Here is an 11,919-nt window from a genome sequence, read left to right on the forward strand (position 1 = left end):
TCCCCGATGCCCCCGGATTGTTGCGCATGACCTACGGACTCGGTCTCCTGCTCGAAGAAGGGCTGGTGATGATCTCCGACACCCGGACCAATGCCGGTGTCGACAACATCTCCACCTTCCGCAAGATGCACATCTGGGAACGCCCGGGTGAGCGGGCGTTGATCCTGCTCACCGCCGGCAACCTCGCCATCACCCAGTCGGTGGTGGCGCTGCTGTCGGAAGCGGTCGACGCTGCCGACGACAAGCGCGAGAGCCTGATCAACGCGCCGTCGATGTTCCGCTGCTCCGAGCTGGTGGGCGAGGCGGTGCGCGCGGTGTGGGACCGCGACGGCCCGGCGATGGAGCAGCATGCCGGCGGCTTCAACGCCTCCTTCCTGCTCGGCGGGCAGATCAAGGGCCGGCGCTGCCGGCTGTTCGAGATCTACCAGGCCGGCAACTTCATCGAGGCGACGGCGGACACCCCCTATCTCCAGATCGGCGAGCACAAATACGGCAAGCCGATCCTCGACCGCGCCGCCCGCTTTGAGACGCCGATGATCGACGGGCTCAAGCTCGGGCTGGTGTCGATGGATTCGACCCTGCGCAGCAACCTGTCGGTCGGGCTGCCGATCGACGTGGCGCTGTACCGCCGCGACGCCCTGGCGATCGGGCTGCGCAAGCGGGTCGGCGAGGACGATCCGTACTTCGCCGGGCTGCGGCAGAGCTGGTCCGATGCGCTGCGCCGCGCCTACCAGGCGATCCCCAATCCCGATTGGGCATAGCCGTATGCCTCGGCCTCTGTACGGGGCGCGAGGCATATGACTGGACCAAGCGACTCGAAGCGGCGGCAATTCAGCAGGTTTCAAGGTTGAAATTGCAGGGAGCTTGAACCACCCTCCGTGTGTTGTATCGGGGAAGCGTCGTTTTTTGCGGCCCGATCGATCATAAGAAACAGGAGAAAGTGCCATGCGCATCGAACTTCGTAGAGCCGTCATCCTCACCGGTTTCGCTGCGTTTCTGGCGCTCGGAGCCTGCGCCCAGCCGGCGGACACCGTGGTGGTGCCGGGCACCCTCCCGGCCAACGTGCCGCCGGGGTCGACCCTTGAAAGCTCGACCACGCAGGTCGACGCGAACGGCACCGTCGTCAACCGCAACGTCTACCGCGCGCCGAACCAGCTGGTGACCAACGGCCCGCAATGCACCAAGGGCGACCCGCAGTGCCCGTGATCCCGATCGCTGCATAACGATCCGAAAGGGGGCTTCGGCCCCCTTTCTCACATCCGCGCCCCGGCGGCCGGGTGGTCCGGGCGGCCATCGCTTTCGGGGTAACAATCGTTCTGCCCTTGCTCCGACTCTTCCGTCCCGGCATGGTGCGCGGCAACCGTTGGCTTGAGCTGGAGCGCCCATGCCCGTCCTGAAGACCGCGGTCGATCCCCGGTCCCCCGCCTTTCGCGACAATGAAACCGCCATGCGCGCGGCCGTCGACGACCTGCAGGCGACCGTCGCCCGCATCAAGCTGGGCGGCGGCCAGGCGGCGCGCGACCGCCATGTCGGCCGCGGCAAGCTGCTGCCGCGCGACCGGGTGCGGGCGCTGCTCGACCCCGGTGCGCCGTTCCTCGAGCTGTCGCAGCTGGCCGGCCATGGCGTCTACGAGGACGACGTGCCCGCGGCCGGCATCATCACCGGCATCGGGCCGGTGTCGGGCCAGGAATGCGTCGTCGTGGTCAACGACGCGACGGTCAAGGGCGGCACCTACTATCCGCTGACGGTGAAGAAGCACCTGCGGGCGCAGGAGATCGCGCGCGAGAACAACCTGCCTTGCCTCTATCTCGTCGATTCGGGCGGCGCTTTCCTGCCGCTGCAGGACCAGGTCTTCCCAGACCGCGACCATTTCGGGCGGATCTTCTACAACCAGGCGACGATGTCGGCGGCCGGCGTGCCGCAGATCGCGGTGGTGATGGGGTCCTGCACCGCCGGCGGCGCCTATGTCCCGGCGATGTCGGATGAATCGATCATCGTGAAGGGCCAGGGCACCATCTTCCTCGGCGGCCCGCCGCTGGTGAAGGCGGCGACCGGCGAGGTGGTTACGGCCGAGGAACTCGGCGGCGCCGACGTCCACAGCCGGGTTTCCGGCGTCACCGACCACTACGCCCAGGACGACCACCACGCCCTGGCGATCGCCCGCCGCATCGTCGGCACCCTCAACCGGACCAAGCGCCCGGACCTCGCTTTGCGCGACCCGGTCGACCCGCTGTATTCGGCGACCGATCTCTACGGCATCACCGGCACCGACCTGCGCAAGCCGTTCGACGTGCGCGAGGTGATCGCCCGGCTGGTCGACGGCTCCGAGTTCGACGAGTTCAAGGCGCTGTACGGCACCACCCTGGTCTGCGGCTTCGCCCATCTCTGGGGCATTCCGGTCGGCATCGTCGCCAACAACGGCATCCTGTTCTCGGAAAGCGCGCTGAAGGGCGCGCATTTCGTCGAGCTCTGCGCCCAGCGCGGCATCCCGCTGCTGTTCCTGCAGAACATCACCGGCTTCATGGTCGGGTCGAAATACGAACGCGGCGGCATCGCCAAGGACGGAGCCAAGCTGGTCACCGCGGTGGCCTGCGCCAAGGTTCCGAAGCTGACCCTCTTGATCGGCGGCAGCTTCGGCGCCGGCAATTACGGCATGTGTGGCCGGGCATACGGGCCGCGCTTCCTGTTCATGTGGCCGAACGCCCGGATCTCGGTGATGGGCGGCGAGCAGGCGGCCAACGTGCTGGGCCAGGTGCGCCGCGACGGCATCGAGGCCAAGGGCGGGTCCTGGCTTGAGGCGGAGGAGGAGGCGTTCAAGGCGCCGATCCGCGACCAGTACGAGTTGCAGGGCCATCCCTACTACGCCTCGGCGCGGCTGTGGGACGACGGCGTGATCGACCCGGCCGACAGCCGGCGGGCGCTGGCGCTGGCGCTGTCCGCCGCGCTGAACGCGCCGATCGAACCGACGCGCTTCGGCGTGTTCCGGATGTGACGGGGATCCTGATGCTCGATCTGTTTCTCTACGACATCCTCCGGTCCAACCACTTCGTGATCGAGACGCAGAGCTTCTTCGAATGGCTCGGTGAGACGCTGGGCGCGGTGATCGGCTTCATCATCCGCGCGGTCCGCGGCGTGGTCGACGGCCTCAGCGGCGCGGTCAACGACTTCCTCGGCGGCATGGCCAAGGCCATCGGCATGAACGCCTCGGTGTTCTCCTTCGTGCTGCTGGCGATCGGCCTGCTGCTGCTCTACACCGCGATCCGCGCCTTCATCCGCCGGGCGATCGTGGCCGGCATCGTCTGGGGGCTGCTCGGCCTCCTGGTCCTCAGCTGGGTGGTGCGATGAGCGCGATCGGAACCGAGATCAAGGACGGCGTCGGCACGGTCACCATGGACCGGCCGGACCGGCACAACGCCTTCGACGAGCATGTCATCGCCGACCTGACCGCGGCCTTCGCCCGGCTCGGCCAGGACGATGCGGTGCGCGCCGTGGTGCTGCGCGCGACGGGCAAGAGCTTCTCGGCCGGTGCCGATCTCGACTGGATGCGCCGCATGGCGGAGTACGACGAGGCCGCCAACCTTGCCGACGCCCGCGCCCTGGCCACGCTGATGCGCACCATCGACACCCTGCCCAAGCCGACCCTCGCCTTGGTCCAGGGCGCGGCCTATGGCGGCGGGGTCGGGCTGGTGGCTTGCTGCGACATCGCCATCGCCACCGAGGCGGCGAGCTTCTCGCTGTCCGAGGTCAAGTTGGGCCTGATCCCGGCGGTGATCAGCCCCTATGTCGTGCGGGCCATCGGCGCCCGCGCCGCCCGCCGCTACTTCCTGACCGCCGAGCGCTTCGACCCGGTGGAGGCCCGGCGCCTCGGCCTGGTGCACGAGCTGGTGTCGAGCGATGCGCTGGACGAGACGGCGCGGCAGGTCCTGGCCGCGTTGCGCGGCAACGGCCCGGCGGCGGTGCGGGCGGCGAAGGACCTGGTCGCGACGGTCGCGGGCAAGCCGCCGGCCGAGGTCGAGGAGGAATGCGCCCGCCGCATCGCCGCGATCCGCGCCGGGGCCGAGGGCAAGGACGGCGTCGCCGCCTTCCTGGAAAAGCGCAAGCCCGGCTGGCTGGCTTAGACAGCCGGGATCCCGTGCCGGCCTATCGGTTCGACGTCGCCGCGGACGGCGCCCGCAGGACATTGACCAGGAACAGCAGCAGCGAGCCGAGCGTCAGCAGCGAGCCGACGATCACCACCGCCTGCTGCTCCCGGGTGACGGCATAGTAGATGCCGACCGGCAGCAGGATGGCGCCGGCCAGGGCGACCCAGAAATGCACCACGGCCAGCCGGCCGTTCTTGGCCAGGCCGACCCGGTAGCCAAGGCCGAACAGGGCCATCGAGACCCAGCCCACCAGATTGATGTGGGTGTGCACCGGTACCAGCTGGAAGTCGTGGGCCATCCCCATCTGGATTCCCAGCACCATGCCGGCCAGCCCCAGCACCACGGCCACGATGAAGAACGCGCGATCGATTCTCTGCATCACTACCCCTCATGGACAAGTCGGTCATCGGCCGGACATCCCCCGCCCGGCCGCAGTCTCGCGGTCACCCGGCGACGCGGCTCATCTCCTCGCGCAGCCGTTCGGCATAGTCGTCGGCCAGGGCGTTCAGGGCGGCGGCCCCGTCGCCGGCGAAGCACGATCCGTGCAGGATCGCCCCGACCATTGCACTCAGTCTGTTCCGATTTCCGGAATCGTGGCATCCCCCTTGATTAGGGGATGGGCCGGCGCGCAGGGATCGCATGCCGGCGAAGGCCTGGACGCCGGCTGCGCGGACGGTATTCTCGCCGTCTCGCGATGCGTGGCCCGGAAAGGCGTGACGATCCGTGATCAGAAGCGATGTCGCCGTTCTCGGGGCCGGAATCATCGGGGTGTCCGCGGCGCTGCACCTGCAGGCCCGCGGCCGGTCGGTGGTGCTGGTCGACCGCCGCGGCGCGGGTGAGGAAACCAGTTACGGCAATGCCGGGCTGATCGAACGCGCCAGCGTCGTGCCCTACGCCTTCCCGCGCTCGGTCCTCGACCTGCTGCGCTACGCCCTGAACCGGCAGGTCGACGTGCGCTATCACTGGGCCTTCCTGCCGCGGGTGGCGCCCTGGCTGTTCCAGTACTGGCGCCACTCCTCGCCCGCCCGGCTGGCCGAGGCGGCGCGGGCGATGCTGCCGCTGATCGAGCGCTGCGTCGACGAGCACCGGCCGCTGATGGAGCAGGCCGGGATCAGCCATCTCGCGCGCGAGACCGGCTGGGTCGCCGCCTACCGCACCGCCCGCGGTCTGAAGGAAGGGGCGGCCGAGGCGGTGTCGGCCGCGGCCCATGCCCTGCGCTGCACCGTGCTCGACCCCGCCCAGCTGCGCGGGCTGGAGCCGCATCTGGCGGAAGGGCTCGCCGGCGCCGTGCATTGGCAGGACCCGGTGTCGGTGGCGGATCCCGGCGCCGTGACCAAGGGCTATGCCGACCTGTTCCTGCGCCGCGGCGGCCGCTTCGTCACCGCCGATGCGCGCACGCTGCAGCCGGCGGATGGCGGCTGGACCCTGCGCGGTGAGGACGGGCCGGTCGCGGCGCGCGACGCGGTGGTGGCCCTGGGGCCGTGGTCGACGGACGTCATCCGGCCACTCGGCTACCGCATCCCGCTCGCGGTCAAGCGCGGCTACCACATCCATTACACCGCGCAGGGCAACGCGGTGCTGCACCGCCCGGTGCTCGACGCCGAACGCGGCTTCGTGCTGACGCCGATGGCCCGTGGCATCCGCCTGACCACCGGGGTCGAGATGGGGCCGCGCGACGCGGCGCCGACCCCGGTGCAGCTGGACGCCGCCGAGACCCTGGCGCGGACGCTGTTTCCCCTGGCCGACCGGGTCGAGGACCGGCCCTGGCTCGGCGCCCGGCCCTGCCTGCCCGACATGCGGCCGGTGATCGGCCCCGCCTTGCGGCACCAGGGCCTATGGTTCGCCTTCGGCCACGCCCATCACGGCTTTACCCTGGGCCCGGTCACCGGCCGGCTGATCGCCGAGATGGTGACCGGCGGCGACACCGTGGTCGACCCGTCGCCCTACCGCGCCGACCGGTTCTGATGTCCGGGCCGGCGACACCGCCCGACGCCATTCCCGCCCTGCTGCCGCGAGGGCAGGGGCACCAGTTCGTCCTCTATGGCGACGCCTGCTCCGGCGTCCCCGGCGCCCTGCATGAGCGGACATTCGCCGCGGTCAACACGGTCCTCCGCCGGCTCGCACCGCAGCCGGAGTTCATCCTGTTCCCGGGCGACGAGATCATCGGTTTGACCGCCGATGCCGGGTCGCTGCGGGCGCAGTGGCGGCACTGGCTGGACCAGGAGATGGGCTGGCTCGACCGCCTGATGACCCCGATCTGGCACACCACCGGCAACCACACCGCCTATGACGAGATGAGCGAGGCGGTGTTCCGCGAGGTGCTCGACCTGCCCCGCAACGGGCCGCCGGGGCAGGAGGGCCTGTCCTACTGGGTCCGCCGCGGCGACCTGCTGATGGTCTTCGTCCACACGCTGTGGACCGGCCTCGGCGGCGAAGGCCATGTCGAGACCGACTGGCTGCGCCAGGTGCTGGGGCAGCATGCCGATGCGCGGCACAAGCTGGTGGTCGGCCATCACCCGGTCCATCCGGTCAACGGCTTCTCCGGCCCGTGGCAGCGCGAGATCGGGCCCGACCACGCCAAGGCGTTCTGGGCCCTGCTGGTCGAGGCCGGCGTGCTCGCCTATGTCTGCAGCCACATCCTGGCCTATGACGTGCAGGTGCATGACGGCCTGCTGCAGCTCTGCACCGCGGGCGCTGGCACCGCCCACCGCATGCCGGAAGGGGTGGAGTATCTGCATTGCGTCCAGGCGGCGCTCGATGCCGAAGGCCTGCGCTGTCAGGTGCTGGATACCGATGGGCGCGTCCGCGAGCGCCTGGAATGGCCCCTGCCTCCGATTCCCAACGACGCCTGGCGCATCCTGCCGATGGGAGAGAGTGCCGCGCCGCTGAGCGGCGGGCTGGACCCGGGCCGCTTCGTCACCTTCCGCTTGACCGGCAGGGCGGCGCCGGCCGGGACCAGCGCCGCGCAGACCCTGGTGGCGGCGTTCGACCCCGGCAGCCTCGCGCCGCTCTGGATCGGGCTGCGCGGGCCGCGGCAGGTCCTGACCGTGATCCTGGGGCGCGAGCCGGGCCGCAGTCCGCATTACTGGTTCGGCCCGGGGCTGCCCCCGGACGCCGCCTTCGACATCCAGCTTGTCCTCCATCCCGACATGGGGCCGGGCGGCGTGATGGGCCGCCTCGGCGAAACGGCGCGCTGGTCCTCGCTCTCGGCCGCTTCGGCCTCCGGGATCGAGCGGTTGGAATGGCCATCGCGGTGGAGCGTCGGGCATGGCCAGCGCGGCCCCGCCGATCGCGGATTCCAGGGGGCAGCCCTGACGGCGGCGATGGCGATCGGCTGAGACGGGCGGCGTGGTCCGGGTCTAACCTGCGGGTCGTATCCGTTGCGGGAAGATCACCATGTTCGATCCGGCCACGCTTGCGCTGTATATGGCGGCCGCCCTGGCGCTGAACCTGACGCCCGGGCCCGACATGCTGTTCTGCTTCGCCAACGGCGTCTCCCGCGGACCGCGCGCCGGCTTGGCCGCGGCGCTCGGCATCGGCGGCGGTGCGGCGGTGCACACCATGGCCGCGGCGCTGGGCCTGGCCGGGCTGTTCGCAGCCTCCCCGCTCGCCTTCGAGATCCTGCGCTGGGGCGGGGCCGCCTATCTGCTGTGGCTCGGGGTCAAGGCACTGCGCTCCACGGCGCCCGGCCTCGGCGCCGCCGTCCCGCTGCCGCCGCGTCCGGCCGGCCGGATCTTCCTCGACGGCATGGTGACCAACGTCCTCAACCCGAAGGTGGCGCTGTTCTTCATCGCCTTCCTGCCGCAATTCGTCGACCGGTCGCACGATGCGGTGCTGCAGATCCTGGTGCTGGGCACGCTGGGCAACATCTCCGGCACCACCATCAATGCCCTGGTCGGCATGTCGTCCGGCGGGGTCGGCCGGGTCCTGGCCCGGCAGCCGCTGGTGGCACGGCTGCTCAACGGCTTCACCGGGGTGGTCTTCCTCGGCCTGGCGGCCCGGCTGGTGCTGGCCGATGGCCGGCCGAAATAGCAAGCCGGACCGGGGGCGCGATTTCCCGTGCGCGAAGCGAACCCACCCCTGTTAGATTGTTGCTCAAATCAGGCGGCAGCACCGGGATGGGAATGTTCGACACGCTTCTGATCGCCAATCGCGGAGAGATCGCCTGCCGGGTGATCCGCACCGCGCGGCGCCTCGGCCTGCGCACCGTCGCCGTGTATTCCGATGCGGATGCCGGCGCCCGCCACGTCGCCGAGGCCGATGTCGCGGTCCGAATCGGCCCGGCCCCGGCGCGTGAGAGCTATCTGAAGGCCGACGCCATCCTGGCCGCGGCGGCGGAGACCGGAGCCCAGGCGATCCATCCCGGCTATGGCTTCCTGTCCGAGAACGCGGATTTCGCCGAGGCCTGCGGCCAGGCCGGCATCACCTTCGTCGGCCCGCCGCCCTCGGCCATCCGCGCCATGGGCGGCAAGAGCGAGGCCAAGGCGCTGATGGCGGCGGCCGGCGTGCCGCTGGTGCCCGGCTACCACGAGGCCGACCAGGATCCGGTCCGCCTTGCCGCCGAGGCGGCGCAGATCGGCTTCCCCGTGCTGATCAAGGCCTCGGCCGGCGGCGGCGGCAAGGGCATGCGCGTGGTCGAGCGCGCGGAGGAGTTCGCCGACCAGCTCGCCGGCGCCAAGCGCGAGGCCTCGTCCTCCTTCGGCGACGACCGGGTGCTGATCGAGCGCTACCTCGCCCGGCCGCGCCATGTCGAGATCCAGGTCTTCGCCGACAGCCACGGCCACTGCGTCTACCTGTTCGAACGCGACTGCTCGATCCAGCGCCGCCACCAGAAGGTGGTGGAGGAGGCGCCGGCCCCCGGTCTCGACCCCGCCATCCGCAAGGCGATGGGCGAGGCCGCGGTCGCCGCCGCCCAGGCCATCGGCTATGTCGGTGCCGGCACGGTCGAGTTCCTGCTCGACGCCGATGGCCGATTCTACTTCATGGAGATGAACACCCGGCTGCAGGTCGAGCACCCGGTGACCGAGGCGATCACCGGGCTGGACCTGGTCGACTGGCAGCTGCAGGTCGCGGCGGGCGGGGAACTCCCGCTGGCCCAGGACGACCTCGCCATCAATGGCGCGGCGATCGAGGTCCGGCTCTATGCCGAGGACCCGCAGGCCGGCTTCCTGCCGCAGACCGGGCGGCTGGCGCATCTGGCGCTGCCCGAGGCGCCGCCGCATGTCCGGATCGATTCGGGCGTACGCCAAGGCGATGCGATCTCGGTGCATTACGACCCGATGATCGCCAAGCTGATCGTGTGGGACCGCGACCGGCCGGCGGCGGTGCAGCGGCTGCGCCGGGCGCTCGACCAGGCGCGGATCGCCGGCCTCGCCACCAATCTCGATTTCCTGCGGGCGATCGCGCACCACCCGGCCTTCGCCGCGGCGGAGCTCGACACCGGCTTCATCGGCCGCCACGCCGCCGACCTGCTGCCGCCGCCCGCGCCGGCCTCGGCCGACGAGGTCGCGCTGGCCGGGCTCGGCCTGGTGCTCGGCCGCCGGCGTGATCGTACCACCCCCTGGGGCCTGGCCGATGGCTGGCGCCTCAACGACGAGGCGGTGGAGATGCTGCGCCTCGCCGATGGCGACACCGAGATCCCGGTGGCGGTGCGCTACCACCGGCATGGCGGCCTGGCCGTGACCACGCCGGACGGGCCGGTCGAGGTCAGCGGCGCGCTGCGCGACGGCGAGCTCACCGCCCGGCTGGGCGACCGCACGATGCGGGCGACCATCGTGGTGACCGGCGAGCGCGTGGCGGTGCTGCGCGACGGCGCCGGAAGGGTGTTCGGCATCGTCGATCCGCTGGCCCATGCCGGCGAGGATGCGGCCGCCGCCGACCGGCTGACCGCGCCGATGCCCGGCCGGGTCATCGCCGTGCTGGTCGAATCGGGGGCCAAGGTGACCAAGGGCCAGCCCCTGATCGTGCTCGAGGCGATGAAGATGGAGCACACCGTGGCGGCGCCGGCCGACGGCACCGTCACCAGCCTGCCCTTCGCCGCCGGCGACCAGGTCGACGAGGGCGTGGCCCTGATCGGATTCGAGGCCGCCTGAGATGACCCGGCTTCCCGCCAGCGTGCGCATCGTCGAGGTCGGCCCGCGCGACGGGCTGCAGAACGAGAAGGCGGTGGTGCCGCTCGCTGCCAAGGTCGGGCTGATCGACCTCTTGTCGGCAACCGGGCTGAAGACGATCGAGGCCGGGGCCTTCGTCAGCCCGAAATGGGTGCCGCAGATGGCCGATTCGGCCGAGGTGATGGCACGAATCGCGCGGGTATCAGGCGTCACCTATCCGGTGCTGGTGCCGAACGACACCGGGCTGGACGCGGCGCTGGCCGCCGGGGCGACCGAGGTCGCAGTGTTCGGCGCCGCGTCGGAAAGCTTCAGCCGCCGCAACATCAACTGCTCGATCGCCGAAAGCCTGGCCCGATTCGCTCCCGTGGTCGCCCGGGCGCTGGCCGCCGGGCTGACGGTCCGCGGCTATGTCTCCTGCGTGCTCGGCTGCCCCTATGAGGGGGAGGTGCCGGCCGAGAAGGTCGCCGAGGTCTCGGCGGCGCTGTTCGGCCTGGGCTGCTATGAGGTCAGCCTGGGCGACACCATCGGAATCGGCACGCCCAGCAAGGCGGTGGCGATGATCGACGCGGTGTCGGCGCGGATCCCGCGCGACTCGCTGGCGGTACATTTCCACGACACCTACGGCATGGCCGTCGCCAACATCCACGCGGCGCTGGACCGCGGCATCGCCGTGGTCGATTCGGCGGTGGCCGGGCTCGGCGGCTGCCCCTACGCCAAGGGCGCCACCGGCAATGTCGCGACGGAGGACGTGCTGTACCTGCTCGACGGGCTGGGCATCGCCAGCGGAGTCGCGATGGACCGGCTGCTCGACGCCACCCGATTCATCTCCGGCGTGCTCGACCGGCCGCCGGCCTCGAAGGTCGCCCGCGCCCTGATCGCCCGGGGTGGCGATTCGGACGCTTGATCCGCGGGCCTTCAGGTCTTCTGATCCCCGGCGCGATATCCGGAACCTGGCCGCTGTGTGCGGCCGCGGAGGAACTGTGCCTGTCCATCTGTTGAAGGTCGCGGTCGGCATTGCCGAGCCGGCCCAGCTCGAAACGGTCCAACGGGGCCGGCGCCACATCGTCGACGGGCGCGAGGTCGTCTACGGCTACACCAAGCGCATGCCGACCCGGCGGGACGAGCTGATCGGCGGCGGCTCGATCTTCTGGGTGATCCGTCACGTGATTCTGCTGCGCCAGCCGATCCTCGACATGTTCATGGTGACCGACGAGGACGGCGACACCTATTGCCGCCTGCTCTACGCGCCGGAACTGGTGCAGGTGGAGGCCCGGCCGCTGCGCGCCTTCCAGGGCTGGCGCTATCTCGATCCGGCCACGGCGCCGCGCGATCTCTCGACCACGGAGAGCGATCTGCCGGCCCATTTACAGCAGGAACTCAGGGCTCTCGGACTGCTCTGACAAGAAATTCACGGAAGTGCAAAAAAGCGCTTGCGCGGTCCGGATCACCCCCCTATAAACCGCTCCACCGACGGCGACGCCGCGGCGACGGCCTCGAAAGAGACCGAAGCGAGCGGCGGGCAGCTGAAGAAAAAAAAGGTTGCAAAAGCCGCTTCGGTAAACGAAATAACGACCTCTGCCCTGGCGGGCCGTCCCTTGAAGGGGGAAGGCGCGGCGGGCGGATGCGGCTCTGAAGCTCGGGAAATCGAGTGGTGAGCCACGGATCTT

At 70.5% G+C, this 11,919-nt stretch carries 13 protein-coding genes; 11 read left to right on the forward strand and 2 right to left on the reverse strand.

Features of this window, described 5'->3' with window-relative positions:
* Positions 1 to 26: 26 nt before the first annotated feature.
* The 5 genes from E9232_RS26125 to E9232_RS26145 all read left to right on the forward strand — a co-directional run bounded on the left by E9232_RS26125 (position 27) and on the right by E9232_RS26145 (position 4,118).
* Positions 27 to 761, forward strand: a complete 735-nt coding sequence (locus E9232_RS26125; RefSeq protein ID WP_309799056.1) for a proteasome-type protease — start codon at positions 27 to 29, stop codon at positions 759 to 761.
* A 184-nt stretch (positions 762 to 945) separates the two neighbouring features.
* Positions 946 to 1,206, forward strand: coding sequence for a hypothetical protein (locus tag E9232_RS26130; RefSeq protein WP_309799058.1), 261 nt, complete (start codon positions 946 to 948; stop codon positions 1,204 to 1,206).
* Between the two features lie 178 nt (positions 1,207 to 1,384).
* Positions 1,385 to 2,992, forward strand: a complete 1,608-nt coding sequence (locus E9232_RS26135; protein ID WP_309799060.1) for a carboxyl transferase domain-containing protein — start codon at positions 1,385 to 1,387, stop codon at positions 2,990 to 2,992.
* An 11-nt stretch (positions 2,993 to 3,003) separates the two neighbouring features.
* Positions 3,004 to 3,345, forward strand: a complete 342-nt coding sequence (locus tag E9232_RS26140; protein ID WP_309799062.1) for a hypothetical protein — start codon at positions 3,004 to 3,006, stop codon at positions 3,343 to 3,345.
* Positions 3,342 to 4,118 carry an enoyl-CoA hydratase/isomerase family protein gene (locus E9232_RS26145; RefSeq protein ID WP_309799063.1) on the forward strand — a complete coding sequence of 259 codons (777 nt, stop codon included), beginning with the start codon at positions 3,342 to 3,344 and terminating at the stop codon, positions 4,116 to 4,118. Before E9232_RS26140 ends, E9232_RS26145 begins: the two co-directional genes overlap by 4 nt.
* Before the next feature lie 22 nt (positions 4,119 to 4,140).
* On the opposite strand, the gene E9232_RS26150 is transcribed toward E9232_RS26145, so the two are convergent.
* Positions 4,141 to 4,521: a hypothetical protein gene (locus E9232_RS26150; RefSeq protein WP_309799065.1), complete on the reverse strand. Its 381-nt coding sequence runs from the start codon at positions 4,519 to 4,521 to the stop codon at positions 4,141 to 4,143.
* Positions 4,522 to 4,865: 344 nt separating this feature from the next.
* Here E9232_RS26150 and E9232_RS26155 point away from each other — a divergent pair, with 344 nt between their 5' ends.
* From E9232_RS26155 to E9232_RS26180, 6 genes are all read left to right on the forward strand, one after another.
* Positions 4,866 to 6,107, forward strand: coding sequence for an NAD(P)/FAD-dependent oxidoreductase (locus E9232_RS26155; protein WP_309799067.1), 1,242 nt, complete (start codon positions 4,866 to 4,868; stop codon positions 6,105 to 6,107).
* The gene (locus E9232_RS26160) at positions 6,107 to 7,480 is read left to right on the forward strand and encodes a metallophosphoesterase family protein (protein WP_309799068.1); all 1,374 of its coding nucleotides are present in this window, start codon (positions 6,107 to 6,109) and stop codon (positions 7,478 to 7,480) included. The genes E9232_RS26155 and E9232_RS26160 overlap by 1 nt, the downstream gene beginning before the upstream one ends.
* Before the next feature lie 58 nt (positions 7,481 to 7,538).
* The gene (locus E9232_RS26165) at positions 7,539 to 8,174 is read left to right on the forward strand and encodes a LysE family translocator (protein WP_309799070.1); all 636 of its coding nucleotides are present in this window, start codon (positions 7,539 to 7,541) and stop codon (positions 8,172 to 8,174) included.
* Positions 8,175 to 8,266: 92 nt separating this feature from the next.
* Entirely contained in the window at positions 8,267 to 10,234 is a 1,968-nt protein-coding gene (locus E9232_RS26170; protein WP_309799072.1) for an acetyl/propionyl/methylcrotonyl-CoA carboxylase subunit alpha, read from the forward strand.
* A gap of 1 nt (position 10,235) precedes the next feature.
* A complete protein-coding gene (locus E9232_RS26175; protein ID WP_309799074.1) occupies positions 10,236 to 11,156 on the forward strand; it encodes a hydroxymethylglutaryl-CoA lyase in 921 nt (306 codons plus the stop codon).
* A 76-nt stretch (positions 11,157 to 11,232) separates the two neighbouring features.
* On the forward strand, positions 11,233 to 11,652 hold the full coding sequence (locus E9232_RS26180; protein ID WP_309799076.1) for a DUF1489 family protein: 420 nt from the start codon (positions 11,233 to 11,235) through the stop codon (positions 11,650 to 11,652).
* Positions 11,653 to 11,696: 44 nt separating this feature from the next.
* Here E9232_RS26180 and E9232_RS26185 read toward each other — a convergent pair.
* The coding region (locus E9232_RS26185; RefSeq protein ID WP_309799078.1) for a hypothetical protein at positions 11,697 to 11,919 on the reverse strand (223 nt) is incomplete at its 5' end.

The sequence above is a fragment of the Inquilinus ginsengisoli genome (genome assembly GCF_031453975.1).
Taxonomy (GTDB): domain Bacteria; phylum Pseudomonadota; class Alphaproteobacteria; order DSM-16000; family Inquilinaceae; genus Inquilinus; species Inquilinus ginsengisoli_A.